Annotated in this window: 21 protein-coding genes; 16 read left to right on the top strand and 5 right to left on the bottom strand. The window is 41.5% G+C overall.

The window, feature by feature from the left end; all coding sequences use genetic code 11:
* Positions 1 to 35 precede the first annotated feature (35 nt).
* The 10 genes from metE to FHS17_RS03385 all read left to right on the top strand — a co-directional run bounded on the left by metE (position 36) and on the right by FHS17_RS03385 (position 8,636).
* Positions 36 to 2,324 carry a 5-methyltetrahydropteroyltriglutamate--homocysteine S-methyltransferase gene (metE, locus tag FHS17_RS03340; protein ID WP_167274462.1) on the top strand — a complete coding sequence of 763 codons (2,289 nt, stop codon included), beginning with the start codon at positions 36 to 38 and terminating at the stop codon, positions 2,322 to 2,324.
* Between the two features lie 127 nt (positions 2,325 to 2,451).
* Positions 2,452 to 3,048: a hypothetical protein gene (locus FHS17_RS03345; protein ID WP_167274467.1), complete on the top strand. Its 597-nt coding sequence runs from the start codon at positions 2,452 to 2,454 to the stop codon at positions 3,046 to 3,048.
* A 136-nt stretch (positions 3,049 to 3,184) separates the two neighbouring features.
* Positions 3,185 to 3,907, top strand: a complete 723-nt coding sequence (locus tag FHS17_RS03350; RefSeq protein WP_167274471.1) for a YwaF family protein — start codon at positions 3,185 to 3,187, stop codon at positions 3,905 to 3,907.
* Positions 3,908 to 3,939: 32 nt separating this feature from the next.
* On the top strand, positions 3,940 to 4,998 hold the full coding sequence (locus FHS17_RS03355; protein ID WP_167274475.1) for a DUF4037 domain-containing protein: 1,059 nt from the start codon (positions 3,940 to 3,942) through the stop codon (positions 4,996 to 4,998).
* Positions 4,999 to 5,021: 23 nt separating this feature from the next.
* Positions 5,022 to 5,396: a cupin domain-containing protein gene (locus tag FHS17_RS03360; protein WP_167274479.1), complete on the top strand. Its 375-nt coding sequence runs from the start codon at positions 5,022 to 5,024 to the stop codon at positions 5,394 to 5,396.
* An 81-nt stretch (positions 5,397 to 5,477) separates the two neighbouring features.
* Positions 5,478 to 6,272, top strand: a complete 795-nt coding sequence (locus FHS17_RS03365) for a lipid II flippase Amj family protein (RefSeq protein ID WP_167274483.1) — start codon at positions 5,478 to 5,480, stop codon at positions 6,270 to 6,272.
* Between the two features lie 100 nt (positions 6,273 to 6,372).
* On the top strand, positions 6,373 to 6,753 hold the full coding sequence (locus FHS17_RS03370) for a zinc ribbon domain-containing protein (RefSeq protein ID WP_167274488.1): 381 nt from the start codon (positions 6,373 to 6,375) through the stop codon (positions 6,751 to 6,753).
* Positions 6,754 to 6,772: 19 nt separating this feature from the next.
* Positions 6,773 to 7,171: a hypothetical protein gene (locus FHS17_RS03375; RefSeq protein WP_167274491.1), complete on the top strand. Its 399-nt coding sequence runs from the start codon at positions 6,773 to 6,775 to the stop codon at positions 7,169 to 7,171.
* Between the two features lie 108 nt (positions 7,172 to 7,279).
* Complete coding sequence (locus FHS17_RS03380; RefSeq protein ID WP_167274495.1) at positions 7,280 to 7,747, top strand: hypothetical protein; 468 nt, start codon at positions 7,280 to 7,282, stop codon at positions 7,745 to 7,747.
* A gap of 175 nt (positions 7,748 to 7,922) precedes the next feature.
* A complete protein-coding gene (locus FHS17_RS03385; RefSeq protein WP_167274498.1) occupies positions 7,923 to 8,636 on the top strand; it encodes a helix-turn-helix domain-containing protein in 714 nt (237 codons plus the stop codon).
* A 145-nt stretch (positions 8,637 to 8,781) separates the two neighbouring features.
* On the opposite strand, the gene FHS17_RS03390 is transcribed toward FHS17_RS03385, so the two are convergent.
* Positions 8,782 to 9,495, bottom strand: coding sequence for a class I SAM-dependent methyltransferase (locus FHS17_RS03390; RefSeq protein ID WP_341805755.1), 714 nt, complete (start codon positions 9,493 to 9,495; stop codon positions 8,782 to 8,784).
* Positions 9,496 to 9,688: 193 nt separating this feature from the next.
* On the opposite strand from FHS17_RS03390, the gene FHS17_RS03395 reads away from it, so the two are divergent.
* The gene (locus tag FHS17_RS03395; RefSeq protein ID WP_167274501.1) at positions 9,689 to 10,075 is read left to right on the top strand and encodes an LSm family protein; all 387 of its coding nucleotides are present in this window, start codon (positions 9,689 to 9,691) and stop codon (positions 10,073 to 10,075) included.
* 42 nt (positions 10,076 to 10,117) lie between these two features.
* Complete coding sequence (locus FHS17_RS03400) at positions 10,118 to 10,633, top strand: hypothetical protein (protein WP_167274504.1); 516 nt, start codon at positions 10,118 to 10,120, stop codon at positions 10,631 to 10,633.
* Positions 10,634 to 10,709: 76 nt separating this feature from the next.
* On the opposite strand, the gene FHS17_RS03405 is transcribed toward FHS17_RS03400, so the two are convergent.
* The gene (locus FHS17_RS03405) at positions 10,710 to 11,126 is read right to left on the bottom strand and encodes a VOC family protein (protein WP_167274509.1); all 417 of its coding nucleotides are present in this window, start codon (positions 11,124 to 11,126) and stop codon (positions 10,710 to 10,712) included.
* A 194-nt stretch (positions 11,127 to 11,320) separates the two neighbouring features.
* On the opposite strand from FHS17_RS03405, the gene FHS17_RS03410 reads away from it, so the two are divergent.
* On the top strand, positions 11,321 to 12,298 hold the full coding sequence (locus FHS17_RS03410) for an alpha/beta fold hydrolase (RefSeq protein ID WP_167274513.1): 978 nt from the start codon (positions 11,321 to 11,323) through the stop codon (positions 12,296 to 12,298).
* 269 nt (positions 12,299 to 12,567) lie between these two features.
* Positions 12,568 to 13,362, top strand: a complete 795-nt coding sequence (locus tag FHS17_RS03415) for an endonuclease/exonuclease/phosphatase family protein (RefSeq protein WP_167274518.1) — start codon at positions 12,568 to 12,570, stop codon at positions 13,360 to 13,362.
* A gap of 85 nt (positions 13,363 to 13,447) precedes the next feature.
* On the opposite strand, the gene FHS17_RS03420 is transcribed toward FHS17_RS03415, so the two are convergent.
* Together FHS17_RS03420 and FHS17_RS03425 are read right to left on the bottom strand one after the other, a co-directional pair.
* A complete protein-coding gene (locus FHS17_RS03420) occupies positions 13,448 to 13,924 on the bottom strand; it encodes a GyrI-like domain-containing protein (RefSeq protein ID WP_167274522.1) in 477 nt (158 codons plus the stop codon).
* 27 nt (positions 13,925 to 13,951) lie between these two features.
* Positions 13,952 to 14,431 carry a hypothetical protein gene (locus FHS17_RS03425; RefSeq protein WP_167274526.1) on the bottom strand — a complete coding sequence of 160 codons (480 nt, stop codon included), beginning with the start codon at positions 14,429 to 14,431 and terminating at the stop codon, positions 13,952 to 13,954.
* A gap of 91 nt (positions 14,432 to 14,522) precedes the next feature.
* Between FHS17_RS03425 and FHS17_RS03430 the strand changes: the two genes are divergently transcribed.
* Complete coding sequence (locus tag FHS17_RS03430; protein WP_279590321.1) at positions 14,523 to 15,491, top strand: helix-turn-helix transcriptional regulator; 969 nt, start codon at positions 14,523 to 14,525, stop codon at positions 15,489 to 15,491.
* Between the two features lie 178 nt (positions 15,492 to 15,669).
* On the top strand, positions 15,670 to 16,122 hold the full coding sequence (locus FHS17_RS03435) for a VOC family protein (RefSeq protein WP_167274535.1): 453 nt from the start codon (positions 15,670 to 15,672) through the stop codon (positions 16,120 to 16,122).
* A gap of 126 nt (positions 16,123 to 16,248) precedes the next feature.
* Here FHS17_RS03435 and FHS17_RS03440 read toward each other — a convergent pair whose 3' ends face one another.
* Positions 16,249 to 16,668, bottom strand: coding sequence for a hypothetical protein (locus FHS17_RS03440; protein WP_167274539.1), 420 nt, complete (start codon positions 16,666 to 16,668; stop codon positions 16,249 to 16,251).
* Positions 16,669 to 16,767 lie beyond the last annotated feature (99 nt).

Below are 16,767 nucleotides of genomic sequence, written 5' to 3' on the forward strand. Positions count from 1 at the left end.
GTTTGTAACAAACAAATGGTAAGGGGTTGTTGCACATGGCAAAGAGCAGTGTATTGGGGTATCCTCGGATTGGTGAGAATCGGGAATGGAAAAAAGCGCTGGAGGCATTCTGGTCCGGCAAGCTTGAGGAGTCGGAGCTGCATAAGCAGCTTCAAGAGATTCGGTTGAATCATCTTCGCAAACAGCAGGAGAAGGGAATCGATCTAATCGCAGTTAATGATTTCAGCTATTATGATCAAGTGTTGGATACGGCTGCTATGTTCGGGATTATCCCGAAGCGGTTTAACTATACAGGTGGTGCAGTTCCTCTATCGGTCTATTATGGTGTCGCTCGAGGCACAAAGGATGCGGCAGCAAGTGAAATGACGAAATGGTTCAATACGAACTATCACTATATCGTTCCTGAGCTGTATGGTGCGGAACCGGCGCTGACTGAGAATAAGCCGCTTGCAGCTTATCGCGAGGCCAAAGAGAAGCTTGGAATTGATGGTAAGCCAGTCATCTTAGGACCATTCACGTTCCTGAAGCTGTCGAAAGGCTATGGCAAGTCGGAGATCGACACCTGGCTGTCAATACTGGTGAATTTGTATGTGAAAGTACTAAAGGAGCTTGAAGAAGAAGGCGTTCAGTGGGTCCAAATCGATGAGCCAGCCCTCGTCACTAAGCTGAGCAGAGATGATGTGACTAGACTTCAAACGGTATATGGCAAGCTGGCCGAAGCTGTACCTTCTCTAAATATTCTGCTGCAGACGTATTTCGAATCCGTCGAAAACTATAAGGAAATTATTAATCTGCCTGTACAGGGGATTGGCTTGGATTTCGTACACGGACTTCAAGGCAACCTGGCATCTATTCGTGAATTTGGTTTCCCTAAAGATAAAGTGCTTGGCGCAGGTGTTATTGATGGTCGTGGCATTTGGAAGGCATCACTTAGCGATAAGCTAGAACTACTGAAAGAGCTGCAAGGTTATGCTGCATCAGACAAACTACTTATTCAATCCTCCTGCAGCCTGCTGCATGTACCGGTAACGGTTAAGGGAGAAACGAAGCTGCAGCCGGAGCTTACGAACGCCCTTGCCTTTGCTGATGAAAAGCTGGATGAGCTTATCTTATTGACACGTGCATTAAATGAAGGGGATGCTTCCATAACTGCGGAGCTAGAACAATGTGAGAAGGCGCTTCAAGCGCTCGAACAATCTGAAGCAAGGAACCGAAAAGCTGTGCAAGAGGCAGTGGCAGTTATTCAAAGGGAAGATGCTTCTCGTCAGTCCAACTTTGAAAGCCGTCAGCTTGCCCAACAGCAGAAATGGCAGCTTCCTTTGTTCCCAACAACAACAATCGGCAGCTTCCCGCAATCGGCGGAAGTACGTAAAGCCCGTCAGTCCTGGCGGAAAGGCGAATGGGGCAGCGAGCAGTATGCGATCTTCATTAAAGAACAAATCGACAGCTGGATTCAGCATCAAGAAGAGATTGGGCTGGATGTACTTGTTCACGGAGAATTTGAGCGGACAGATATGGTTGAATTTTTTGGTGAGAAGCTTGATGGTTTCGCCTTTACTCAAAATGGCTGGGTACAATCGTATGGTTCCCGTTGTGTGAAGCCTCCGGTAATCTATGGAGACGTCGAATTTACGGAAGCGATGACTGTAGAAGAAACCGTATATGCCCAATCTAAGACTGCTAGACCGGTAAAAGGGATGCTCACAGGCCCAATTACCATTATGAACTGGTCGTTCGTTCGTGATGATCTGGCAAGAGAGCAGATAACCTATCAATTGGCTTATGCCCTGCGTCAAGAAGTTGAAGCGCTGGAGAAAGCCGGAATTGGAATGATTCAGGTGGATGAGCCTGCCGTACGGGAAGGTCTGCCGTTGAAGGAGAATGAACAAGCGGACTACTTGGCATGGGCAGTAAAAGCATTCAAAGTAACGACATGTACCGTTCAAGATACAACCCAAATCCATACTCATATGTGCTATTGCGAGTTCCATGACATGATTGATTCTATTGAAGCGATGGATGCGGATGTGATCTCTATTGAAACCTCGCGCAGCCATGGTGAGTTGATTCAAAGCTTCGAACAGAATACGTATAAACTTGGCATTGGTCTTGGCGTATATGATATTCATAGCCCTCGTGTACCAGACATTGAAGAAATGACAGGAATGATTGACCGCGCCCTGCAAGTACTGGATCCAAAGCTGTTCTGGATTAACCCAGACTGCGGACTAAAAACACGCGGCAAGGAAGAGACCATTGCCTCGCTCCGCAACATGGTCGCAGCAACCAAGATTGCCCGTGACAAACATTTAGTAAACGTGTAAAGACCAAAAGACTGTACCAAAAGTCATCGTGGATGGCTGTTGGTGCAGTTTTTTATTATAGGCTTTGGGTTGAATAGTTTTATCCAATAATTATAAGATGGATTTAATAAACAAGGGGGATGATAAATTGAATAACTTTACCATTAAGTCTTTTGCCCCGTACTCATTAAACTACTTAATCTATATCCAAAATGCATTTATTTCTAGTAAGGGTGAGAGTCGTAAGTTTCCATCTCTTGATATTGTTTATTTAGGACTGCTTGAGGAAGGACATTTTTGCGATGCTTTTAAAAAAGTATGGTCAGATATGATACGACTTTTATCGCAAAACTCATTGTTTGATCATAATGGAGTTTTAGAAAACGAGATGTTCCAAACGTTATTTAAACCAAATGATCAAGGAATAGCAGGATATGAGGAGAGTAAGAGATCGTTTAATGCTTGGTTTTCAAGCCTGACAGGACAAATAACGATTGAAAGAGCAGCAGATCATATGATGTATTACGAAATGGATATCTATAATAGGGTTTCAAAAATGATTAACAACGATGAAAACCGCAGCCAGGAGCTACTAATAAGCCTAATATATGATGAATGTATAATGGGAGAAAGTGAAAGGTATTCAAGGCATTCAATTGTCTCACTTCAAGATTTATATTTTAAAAAAGAAGACTTGGTCTCGAATATTGTAGATCGTTGGAATAGAGGGAATAGAACGTTATAAAATAATGTCATTAGAAATCAACCTCAAGGCGCGATCTTCGCGACCTGAGGTTGTTCGTTTGAAGGTGGAAAATGTTAGATTCCCTGTTCATATAGAAGATGATATCATTGATTATATTCAAGAAGGAGGAGATGACTTGCCTTCATTTTTTTCCCGGAATGGCACAGAAGAGTTTATACCCTACACCTCTGCACACACCGTTATGCTTACCGCTCTAGTTGTTTCCGCGCTTCTATTATATTTCTTCCGATCGGGAGTCCGTAACCACAATCTTGTCAGAACGATAATCAAGTACAGTATACTCCTGGGTCTCTTGGTTCCACAGATTGTCCTCTATTACTGGTATGCTGTTCAAGGTTTATGGAACGTAAAATACACGCTTCCGCTCGAGCTTTGTGGTATATCACAATTTCTTGCCATTATTATGCTGTTTACACGGAGTAGATTGCTGTATCAGATCGTATTCTTCGCGGGCATTGGTGGCGCGATTCAAGCGATGTTTACGCCAGATTTAGATTATCCGTTTCCGCATTTTCGATTTTTTCACTTCTTCCTTGTACATATTGCAATTATCCTTGCCCCTCTCTATATGACGTGGATCGAAAACTTCCGTCCGACCTGGAAGTCCATTTGGATTACAATGATCTTTCTGAACATTCTTCTTGTAGTTGTTGGTGGTACTGATTATTGGCTGGACGCCAATTACATGTTCCTTATGCATAAGCCAGAAGGAGCCTCTCTATTAGATGTGTTAGGTCCTTACCCTTATTATTTGGCAGTAGAAGAAGTTATTGCACTTGTAATATTCACGATTATGTACCTGCCCTTTATCCGGTGGAGAAGACGGCAGGACTTATAAAGAAGATGTTGGCAAACTTGGAGGAATGAGGAATGTCTTTTATTAAAGGAATAGAATTATGCCGTCGATTTCATATGGAAATCGTTGAACCTGTAATGAAGAACCATTATTCTTTCTTGTCGTACTCATCGGCTCTAATTGGTCCCGGCAGCGAAGTGCTAGGATATGATACGGAAATGTCGACTGATCACGATTGGGTGCCGCGGGTGTATCTTTTTCTTAACGAACAAGATATCCGGTATTCTAATCAAATATTATCAACACTCCATGAGCAATCACCGGAAAGGTTCTACGGCTTCCCAGTTGATATAAAGAAGAGTGTAATTACAACAGTGTCGAGGTTCATCGAAGGTTATCTTGGTATAAACAAAGATGAACGAATAGTACCAGTAGATTGGCTAACGTTTCCTTCGCAGTCACTTCTCGAGATTACACAGGGGGCAGTATTTAGGGACGACAATGGTCAACTTTCCACATTACGCAAACAATTCGAATATTACCCCCACGATATTTGGTTGTATCTTATGGCATCAAATTGGCAGCGAATCGGTCAAGAAGAACATCTGATGCTTCGCTCGGGTTTCTCAGGTGACGAACTTGGATCAGCTATTATCGCCTCACGCCTTGTCCGTGATATTATGAATCTCTGTTTTCTCATGGAGCGGCAATATGCACCATATCCAAAATGGTTTGGTACGGCATTCAAACATTTGAAATGTGCAGATCAAATCATGCCTCATCTTTGGACTGCTCAAACGGCAGCTACATGGAGAGAACGCGAGCATGCTCTGAACAATGCTTACAAGTATCTATCAAATATGCACAACGCACTAGGACTCACTGAAAAGATTCCTGATGACGTTTCAACCTTTTATGATCGTCCCTATAAGGTCATGCAGGGTGAAGCAATTGCTAGCCTTATCGCAAACCAGATTGTGGATCTAGACATTCAACAGTTATCTACAAAACGCCTGATTGGTAACATAGACCAGATTACAGACAGCACGGATTTTAGAAAAATGAATCAGTGGTCTGACGGAGAATGCGCAAGAAAAGCTTTTAAAAATATATTTAAACCTAGTGTGAACTAAAATAGATCAATAGAGGTGAGGGTATGGATATTTATCGTTTTGATAATCAGGTAGGAAAACAAATCTCTGCCTATGGCAGTGTAAATCTGATTATGTCTAAAATAGCTCAAACTGCAGGCAATTTTCATGTTGGATGTATGCATTTATCCAATGATGGGCTTGTTGGGGGACATGTTGCTACAATAGAACAGCTCTTTCTAGTTATGAGCGGGAACGTAGAAGTTCGTTCAGCTACTGATGAGCCTTGGACTAAATTATGCCAAGGGGAAGCCGTATTTTGGAGACAAGGGGATTGGCACGAAACGAGAACAACTCTAGGGGCTATGGCACTGGTAATAGAGTGTGAAGGGCTTGATCCTAATGGAATGGTTTTGAAATCTGAATTGAGCGATCAATAGATAGTTTAGTTGTATAGTATCTGGGATATGCAACATTAATGTGGTATGATTTCCCTTATTCTATAATTGAGAGGGATCCCCATGCTCCAGCAGATTTTGATAGTATGTATATGCACTTTCATTATTCACTTTTCAGAAACACTAACTTACTCATTGCGTTTGGCTGGTGTACGCTTAGGGAAATTAGCTGTTGCTATCTCTTTAACCGGAATTATTGTATTGATCTCAAGAACTGCGAATATGCTTCAAGCACCACTTACGGGAAAAATTGTTGATGTATCAAAGCACTTACCAAGCGACTTAGTCATGCAATTTCGTATGGTACTTGCATATGCCTCCTTCGGTACCCTGGCTGCAATAATATTGTTTCCATCAGCAGTTTTTTTGTCAAAGAGAATTATAACTAACTTAGAGCTCACTGGTTCAATACCTCAATTATTTATATCCTCAGTTTCTATACGGAAAGTAAAGAATGCCCGTTTTCATTTACGAGTTCCAAGGATGGAAATGCTATCTCGTCTACGTATAGGAGGCATTCCTAAAAGACTATTTTTATTAAATATCCTTGTTACGGCTATTTATACAGTTGGAGTATTAGCAGCATTGCTTGCAGCAACTTATAGCATTGGGTCTTCAATTGCAGCATCACAGTCATCAGGACTAATTAATGGTATGGCTACAATTCTTCTAACCATATTAATAGATCCTCAAATTGGACTGCTCACCGATAAAGTACTAAAAGGAGAAAAAGAAATTGCTGCCTTAAACAAGGTATTTGGACTTTTGATGATTTCACGTTTACTAGGGACAATTTTGGCACAGTTCATTTTGGTTCCATCTGCTCATTGGATTAATTGGATGGTTCAGTATATATAACAATCGTAGTTAATTTTTAGAGTATATTGAAAACTCGTATGAAACTCACAGGACAGAAGCTGTGGCAAGGCGAAAAATAAATAGAAGGAGTAGTTAAGAAATGGAATGCCCATGGTGCAACAAAGAAGTGGAGATTGTAAAAGGAAGATGTCCAAACTGCCGGAATAAACTGTATGAGGTAACAGAAGAGGATTTTACTCCGGATCTACACAATGAATCTACTTCCAATACGGAGGAATTAAGCGTTATTGAAGTTATTGAAGATAATTTCAAGTGTTCGAAATGTAACGGGAACGATTGTACGGTCAAAGAAATCGCAATGACTGGTGCGGGTTTGAGTAAGTTACTTGATATCCAGCACAATCACTATTTGTTTGTTTCTTGTATGAATTGTGGCTCTGTGGAGATCTATGACCCGAATGTCTTAGAAGGACAGAAGGTTGGAAAATTGGGATCCATAATAGATGTTTTGTTTGGTTAGTACATAAGGAGAATTTAATTTGAGTAAAAAAGTGAGTATATTCATTATCATCTTGCTAGCTATTACTTTGAGCTATTATTTCATTATGTCCTACAAACCAAAAAATACAGTTAGTAAAATTTTAGATGCTTCAATAAAGGGAGAATCGATTCAGTCATTAGACCTAAGCAATAATGCTACATTAAAATCATTCTGGTCTAGCGTTAATGAAACAAAAGGATTTGAATATTCAATAAAAGGAATAGAAGCTGGATGGAATGAGAGAGTGTTTTTAGTTAATATTGTAAAAATTAATTATGATCAGGAGAATCAATTGACCAGTATAATTCAAGGAGCCCTTACTTTTCAATTGTCTCGTTCTTTAAATAGTTGGTCGATTACTGATATTAAAGTTATCAATGATTTGACCGAAACTTGATACAATTCTTATTGAGGGACGGGGAACATTAGATTACGTTATAATGGATGAAACAAAGTGCGTCAATAATCGTTATACAGAATAAAGTAAGTTACGGAGGTGTTTCTGATGGATCTACTAAAAGGCATTGGAAAGCTGGCGGGCGATGTGACAGGCAGAGTACTTGGAGGTACTGTGCGTGTTGCAGGGGAACTTGTTCACAGCGATTACATTAAAGAGATCGGCAATGATGTGGAAAGAGTGACAGCAAAGACAGGTGAACTAGCAGGCCAAGCAGCAAGCGGTGTATGGGATGTAGGCGCCGGTATAATTACGTCGGATAAGCAGCAGGCGAAGACGGGAATTGATGATCTTGGAGATGCGGTCACGACTACTGTTAGAGGTGCTGGCCAAGGAATCGAATACGTGGTCGAAAGCGGAAAAGATGTTGTGACAGGCATTAAGGAAAAAGATAAGCAGCTGATTAAAGACGGCGCCAAGAAACTTGGTAAAGCAGCTGCAGTATCCATTATTGCTGTTGGTGTAATCGACATAGTTGATGGTCCGGACGGAATGGATCCGTCAGAGACAACCTAATAACCTAATGAAAATTTCAAAATGGCAGCTGAGGGCTGCCGTTTTTTTATTTAATCGGATGTATCTTAACTTGTACTGGAATTTGGTGTGCGTTATGGGAACTCAAGCATCACTTGATAGTCAATCAGGTAAGTAATAGTTACACTAATAGTATTCTGATAGAGAGGTGATAATTATGTTTGATATGTCAAAAGTAGGTCGGAATATTGCTGGTTTTAGGAAAAGATCTGGGATGTCTCAAATGAGTCTGGCTGACCGACTTAGCATCAGTTACCAAGCAGTGAGTAATTGGGAAAGAGGCGAAACGATGCCTGATATTTCTAAACTTCCTCAATTAGCCCATATTTTTGACGTTAGCATCGATGAGATACTTGATGAAAGTGAAGGAACACAGCTGTTGAAAAACCTGTTGAACGATACAACCCAGAATTATTTACAGAACCAAGAGATATCGCTAAAAGACATTTCTGCAATTGCACCTCTGCTTAGTAGCGAACAAGTTCAAGAGATAATAGAACACGCACAGGCTAATATGAACATAGGCAATCTAATGTTTGTAGCCCCTTATGTCAGCGAGGAATTCATGAATCAGCTCGTAAGGCAGGTTGTTGGAATAGAAAGCATTGGAGCAGCTGAACTGTTGGCAATTGCTCCTTATATAAGCAAGGTTGTGTTAGATGAATGTGCAACGAAACTATTTCAATTGGAAGGTAACAGTGCAGCCGAACTGCTCGCGATCTCCTCATTTATGAGTAAGCCTGCCATTGACGCATGTGCTAAAGAAATTATTGAACGAGAAGGGAAAGAGAAACTTGTTTTTATAGCCTCGATCATGAGTAAGAATGCAATCGACGAAGTAGGGGAAATGAGTATGTTAGAAGAACACTAAAAACATAAAAAGCAGCCAATAATGAGTGGTATCCCTTTTTGTTAGTCGTGAGTAACAAATCGGATGCAGGACACATTAATCGGCTGCTTTTTTTTGAAGTCGGCTGAGAAGAATATTATATCGTTCAACACGGTATCATCTTCATTTAAGCTTTCCAAGCCGTAATTACAACACTTCCCATCACTTTGGAGAAGTTGCTCATCAGGCGTTCGTTTTTCATCATCATGGCAACTACATCTGGTTTCGTGAATAGTTCGTGATCGATTACCCGTAAAGGGTCGTTATCGCTCATCAGCTGTTTCATTTGCGAAAACTGAGACGCGGAGTACTTGTGAAAGCTTGATTTGCTCATCAGCTTCAGCCATTCCGGAACGGTTCGCAGATGTTGAAGTCCGTAAAATGACTGGAGTTTTTTCTTTTGCACCGTGGTTAATTTCATAGCAAATGCCAGCTCGCGATCGTATAGGACTCCTTTTGGCTTCAGCACACGCCAGTATTCGCGTATAGCGGAGCTTCCTTGGGTAAAAGCCGTAACCGATTCCGTAAAAACGGCATCAAACGTCTCATCCGGAAAAGGCATGGAAGCGGCATCCGCTTGTACGATGCGGACGGGAAATTCGCTTATCTTTGCACGGTAAATCGCTTTTTGAATCATATCTTCATTCCGATCTATTGCTGTCACGTTGCACCCTAAGCTGGCTAAATAACACGCAGTCCGGCCTGTTCCGCATCCAACCTCCAGCACTTTTGTGCCGCGCGGAAAGCCGATTTGCCCGATTAATTCTTTGGTTGCTTGGAAACCTCCGGGATGAGCACTTCCTTCGCCGAGCCGGGCTAATAATGTATGATAATCCAACACCTTCTCACCTCTTCCGATATTCTATGCATACTCTTTGTTATGACTGCACCCATTCTTCACTGCTTTTTTTGTATGCTTGCGCCGTCATCTTTCTATCTCTCTTTTTTCCAAATAGTAGACAATCGTACAAACCTTATAGCCGTCTTTTTCATAGTCTAAGATATACAAGCATCAAGTTAGGAGGAATGAGGTTATGCAGGAAGTTTATCCGGTGAGCCATAAGACGGTCTATCCGTACATTGGACGGAGGGTTAGTGCGGTCACATATGACGGAAGTCATTTTATCGGAACAATCAAGGGAATAAAAGACGGTAAGTTAATGCTGGAGGACTGTATTTTTGATAAGAAGCCTGTAACTCTGTCGTCCGTTCGGAAAGGAAAGCAGTCAAAAAAACAAATTCGTTCCAAGCATAAAGCTAGACTGTCCAGTTATTATGACGGTTATGGTGGAGGCTATGACGGATATGGTGGAGGTTATGGCGGTTACGGTGGAGGTTGTGGCGGATTCGGCGGCGATTGCTTCTTTTTCCCATTAGCAATCTTTGCTTCGCTTTTCATTTTGCCTTTCTTCTTTATTTAATGGCGTTGACACGATTACAAATTGTGAAAAGAGGAATCGCTATTGGCATCCAGGAAACCTCCTAAAAAAAGAGTGCCTGAGGGAAGAGTTCATGCGGTCAAAAAAGCTAAACGTTTGGTTGGGCAGCCCGTTTGTGTATTGTTATATGATGGCAGCTGTTATGTCGGAACGATTCATGCCATTCATGACCATAAGCTAATTCTTTCCGAATCCAGAAACTGTGGGAGCGTGAATCTTTCTGATCGTTCCAAGACACCTGAAGTCCAAGTATCGGGACTGCTCGATTCCTTGATAGGGGGAATTGGCGCACTCACTTCTTTTGGTTCAATGGCATCCGGCTTATTCAAGCCAATGTTTTCCGGGCCATCCGTTCAATCTGAGGCGGGAATTCTAACAAATGAAAGTGATTCGGAAGGCAAATCAGCAGGACCGGGGGCGGCAGGTGGAGAACAGCAGAATGGGTTTTTCGGATCTGTTAAACAAATGCTGCCGAAAGTCCAAGTCGGCCTTAATATGGTGAAGACGATTATGCCTTTAATGAATATGTTCAAAATCTGACGTTTTAATGAAAAAGAGATGGTGCCACTGAGACACCATCCCTACATATGATGAATCAAGCAATCCCAAAATTGCTCTACTCCTGCGGAATCGCACTTTCATCCATAAAGCCGATTTCCCATTGATGACCGTCTAGATCTAGGAAGCTTCTCTGGTACATGAAGCCGAGATCTTGTGTGTCGTTTGCAATATTGCCACCTGCTGCAATCGCGCTGTTCACTAACTTGTCCACTTTTTCGCGGCTCTCGACCATTAATGCAATTAAGACCTCGGTCGTTTTGGATGCATCAGAAATCTCTTTCTTAATGAAGGTCTTGAAATACTCTTCAACCAACAACATGGAGTAAATGTTTTCTCCGATGACCATACAAGTTGCATTGTCGTCAGTGAAGTTTGGGTTGAATTCAAAGCCTACTTGGGTGAAAAATTCCACAGATTTCTTCAGGTCTTTTACTGGTAAATTAACAAACATACTTTTGGCTGTTTCTGCCATCACGATCACCTCAAGTATACAGTAGCATTATGATAAATTGGATGTCAAACCAAGATTTGTACTACCTCGATACAATTATGTTTAGCCTAATGCCTGCCCAGACTTATGTCTAGCGGAATGCAGTGCCGAGGTCCGTGTTTACGATCTTTCGTGCTTGATAAGATAGAACTAACAATTAATAAGGAGAATCAATTATGAAGAAAATACGAAAGATAATAGGATTTTGTCTGGGAGGAATTATAAGTATTTTAATACTAGCTACTTTAGTAGTAATCATCAATCACAAAATTCATTTGGGCAAGGAAGATGTATTAGTTAAGCCCATGGGTCAAATGGTTTCAGTTGATGGACATAATATGAGTGTCTATACAGAAGGTCAGGGAAATACCACCTTGGTATTTCTGGCAGGAGGCGGCACAGCCTCGCCTATATTAGATTTTAAAAGCTTATATTCTCGATTAAGTGATAAATATAAAATTGCAGTACCAGAAAGAATAGGGTATGGTTTCAGTGATGTTGCGGACGTTCCAAGAGATCTTGATACCGTATTGGAGGAAGACAGACAAGCGTTATTATTAGCAGGTTTGAAGCCTCCCTATGTATTAGTTCCACATTCAATTACGGGATTGGAGTCCGTTTATTGGGCTCAAAAATATCCAAAAGAAGTATCTGCCATTGTTGGAATAGATGTGGGTACTGTAAATGCTTATTTCGATCCCAGTACTCCGAAGGCATCTGATTTTATAGCAAAAATAAAGATACTGGCATTTGCAGAAAAAATGGGAGTAACGCGTTTTATCCCATCTATGGTTGAAAGCGAAGCGGCAATAAAAGCAGGTAATTTGACAGCCCATGAAAAAGACATATATAGAGCAATATATTATAGAAGAACGAATACTCCACCGATGGTAGAAGAGCTAGTGGATCTTATGGATAATGCTCATAAAGTAGATGCACTGCCACCACCACAGTTACCAGTATTGTTTTTCATTTCGAATGGTGATGGGATTGGTCTTGGTTATAGTAAAGAACAATGGCAAGGATTCCAAATATCTTACCTTTCAAAAATAGCTAATAGCAAGTATGTATTAATGGACTACGGACATTATCTTCAAGATTTTGCACCTGATGTACTTGCTCAGAAAATCAAAGATTTTGTACCAGCTACCTAATAGTCGATGGTCAGGACGGAATAGAGACATCAGAGACAACCTAATAACCTAACCTAATGAAAACTTAAATTGGCAGCTAACGGCTGCCTTTTTTTATTTAATTAAGCAAACAGTTTCATAAGTAGTTACAATGTCATCACTAATTGAAGCTTAGAAGACCAACTCAGGTGAGTAAATATGCACTTTCATATGTTGGTAAGAACGATGTAGAATATAGGTGGATGTAACCGTTTCCGTTTATAAATAAAAGAAATGAGGTCTGAATAAGTATGTTGGGAATCTCTGTTATGACTTTCAATTTGCGATATCCAGAAATCAATGATGGTTCTGATTATTGGCCGGAACGAATCGACCGGGCGACTGCCGTTATCAAAAAACATCAACCTATGCTTATCGGCACGCAGGAAGGTTATCACTCGATGCTCAAAGATTTAGAGACTCGTTTGAATGAATACGATTGGGTCGGGCGAGGTCGTTTTGGAGAACATGAGAATGAGCACAATGCTATTTTTTATAACCGTGACGAATTAACACTAGTAGAAAACGGGCAGTTTTGGCTGTCGGAAACACCTGAGTCGGTGGCTTCGATTAGTTGGAATAGTGCGTTTCCGAGAATCTGTACGTGGGCACGTTTCCTTCATCGGAAGTCCAATAAATCATTCTATCTTTACAACACCCATCTGGACCATCATAGCCAAGAAGCGAAAGATCGTGGAATCCAGATAATTAGGGAATATATAGCTAGACAGCGCGCTTTGGATGGACTTCCGGCTTTGCTTACAGGAGATTTTAATTCATTTCCTGGGGAAATCCCGATTCGTTTATTGCGAGGCGAGATCGAGGTTAACGGCAAGAGTAATGATATGACGGACGCATACTCCATCATCAGTGGGAATCCCGGTCTGACGTTCCATAGCTTTAGAGGGGGAGATTCGGGAGAGCCGATCGACTATATTTTTGCTACCTCGGAATTCGAAATCTTATCGGTGCAGATCGATCGTTCTCAAATAAACGGAGGATATCCATCGGATCATTATCCGGTTGTGGCGAAAGTCCAATTCTAGTAGTGCAAGAGTTACATAATAGCGATATCTTAGAAGAGGCCATCCCGCAATATGGGATGGCCTAAAACTTTAAAGCTGACGAGAGTTATTTCTTAACCACAGGTACCCAAAATTCGCCGTAGAAAGTGCCATTGCTGTTATCTTTGCGATAGGTCGCATTTGGACCGCCGATGTAAGCATAATCAGTAATTGTGGACAAGACTTCGCCAAAAGCAAGGTACGTCAACTGATCAAACAAAGTTTCCTTGTCGCCATTTCCTGCGACCACGATGTACTCGCTCTCTGGAAACTCGATCATGCGCGTTGCGTCATTCACTAACTTTCCAGCTTCTACTGCGAAATAATTCCATGGCTTGCCTTGATAAACCTCGTTCACTGACCATTCACGCTCATCTTTTGCAGCGTCTTTGAGCTTAGCAAATCGTCCATCAGCCTTGAGTCTGCCCCAAAACTCGGATTTTTCCTTTTGCAAAGCTGTCATGTCTTGAAAATTGGACTGAATTGAAAAGCCATATGCTGTCAATGTGAATGATTTTTTGTGTTCAATTGTGTATTCTGTCATATGAGCTCCTTTCAAATTTTACAATGATTAGTCCTCGGCTTTTTTTACACGCAACCACATTTCGCCGTAGAATTCATCGTTTTCAGCTGCTTTGACGAAGGTTGAGTTGCCAGGACCTACGTATTTGTAGTCTGTAATTTCTTGCAGCATGCCGCTGAAAACTTTGCCTGTAATTTCATCGGCAAGGCTGTCTTTGTCAGAGCCTGTGCCAGGCACAACGAGGTAGTCGCCAGCGAGGAATTCGAGGACGACCGCGTCTTCCACATTGAAATCACCCATCACGCCGAAGCCGCGCCAAGCCTTGCCATCGATCACATAATTGATTTGATATTGTTGCCCGTCAGCCAGAGCGAGAAGTTCAGCAAGCTTGCCATTCTCAGTGATTTCAGCCTTTTTCGCTGTCGTTTTTGCTGCATTGCCTGCCCAGTCATTGAAGTCCTCAAATGATACACCAAAAGCAGTCATTTTGTAGTTTTCTGAGATCGTTTTAATTGAGTAGTTAGACATTTTATTATCTCCTTTGTGTGTTTACTTTTACAAGATTGATTCTATTTGCCGAATGTATCAAAAAGTGATACTTTTTTGATACAATAAAATTATGAAAAAAACAGAACGAGTAAACCTAATTATGCGCTACATCAATAACCGTGCACATTTTACGATTGCCGAGATTCAGCGGGAGTTCAAGATTTCCCGTGCGACGGCGATCCGCGACATTAATGAGATTCAAGCGATGGGTTTTCCAATGACGACCGAGCTGGGGCGCGGTGGAGGCTATAATGTCCTGCAAAATCAGTATTTGCCCGCAGCACGGTTCACCCCAGATGAGCTGAAGGCGATTTTTATCAGTTTTATCGCCTCGAAAAATTCACAGCTTCCTTATTTGCAAAATCGCCGCTCAATCACTGAAAAACTGATCGGCATTGCATCGCAAACGCAGCAAGACGAGCTAATCGAGCTGAATAATATCTTGCTGTTTGAAAATACAAATCCTGCTAATCCGAATCTGTTGGAGCTTGATGATGCAGCGCCTGCGGAGCTAAACCAGTTAATTTCGCTTGCTGTGCGAGATAAGCATTTACGTATGACGTATGAGCCAAGTCCTGGCTGGCCGCAGTTGCTGGACGTTTATTTGCTGCATATTTTTAACTCGAACGCACAGTGGCTAGTCGAGGCTTATGATTTCGATACGGATGAGTTTCGTTATTTGCCTGTTGATTTGCTGCGGGATTCCGCAATTTCTGATCATGTGCTGAAGTACTCTGAGCAAGAGATTTTAAGCAAAAAAAGGATGGGTGCACGTCAGTCCAATCTTGTTGTGAAGCTCGATACGACTGGGATTCAGCGCTTTAAACGTATGCACCCGCCGGGAATTATTTTGTCCTTTACTGGAATGTTTCAATCGAGTGGGGTTTTTAATGTTCAGTTGGATGTAACCGATGTTGAGGCGCTGGCTTATTACGCGGATTGGCTTTTGTTTTTGGGGAAAGGGGTCGTGTTTGAGCGTATTCCTGTGGAGCTTCGCTTGATCTTGGAGGATCGTTTGACCAACTTAAAATTTTCTTGAGTGTAACAATACCCACTACTGCGTGGATGGAACTGGCAGAATAGTGCAACAGTTGTTGTGTAATCTTCGTCAAATAGTAGAGGACAGTAGTCTTTGTTTGGAAGGAATTAGTAATTGTTGATAGAATAAATACGAAGACGACCAGGTAATAAATTTGTATACATAAGGAGATAAAACTATGGAAAATAACAAATTACTAAGAATGGACAATGTTGGCATCGTTGTAGAATCCCTTGATAACGCAATCGCTTTCTTTGAGGAGATTGGCTTGAGGCTCGAAGGTCGAGCTACTGTTGAAGGTGAATGGGCTGGTCGCGTAACCGGTCTGGGTTCACAGTGTGTAGAGATTGCTATGATGATTACCCCAGATGGCCACAGTCGAATTGAACTTTCGCGATTTCTCACGCCACCAACTATCTCAGATCACCGAGCTGCTCCTGTCAATGCCCTCGGTTATCTACGTGTCATGTTCACTGTTGAAAACATTGACGAACTGGTATCCAGACTCACTAAGATTGGTGCTCAGCTCGTTGGCGAAGTGGTTCAGTACGAGAACTCGTATCGGCTCTGCTACATTCGTGGAAATGAAGGAATTCTAGTTGGTTTGGCGGAACAACTCGGTAATAAATAAGTGACGTTTAAAAGAAGATATAACTTAACCAGACAACTGCCGACAATACATCGGCAGTTGTCTTTAATTAAACTATTAGCAAACCAGCACGATGTTTTAGAATGAGCAAAAAGAAGAAAATAAGAATTAAAAAGCAACCGCCAAAGACGTTAATAACTCTTGCCGCTCTAATCTTGCCACCTCATCATCATGTAAAGCTGCTCGACGCTTTAGGAGTTCATAAGTCTCGCTCCACTCGTCAGGATATCTTGTCCATTGAATTCGCTTATTCAGCTCTCCAAGACTATGCTCTACTCTATTTCTAAATTGTTTCCATACTATCTTAGCTTTGTAATAGTCACCGTTATTGCGATCCGCATTCACTAAGTCAAAACAGAGTTTGTCTTTTTTGGAAATCTCCATACTTATTTCATCCACTTTAAAAAGAATTTCTTTTTTGAGTTTAGCGTCATTTTCTATAGTTGCAATCATTTCGGCCATAATAGAAATTATTTTGTGATTATTGTTAGCTGAGTGATTAGTACTTTCAGCGAGTTGGGTAGTCATAGATTTTCCCTCCTAGTAACGGGTTTAGTTTTTATTATGAGCTGTTACCATTCCGGTTTTATATAATACTGTTCGTAAGAGGGGGCTTTTTTTAGTCAC

The sequence above is a fragment of the Paenibacillus lupini genome, from assembly GCF_011761355.1.
Classification (GTDB): domain Bacteria; phylum Bacillota; class Bacilli; order Paenibacillales; family Paenibacillaceae; genus Pristimantibacillus; species Pristimantibacillus lupini.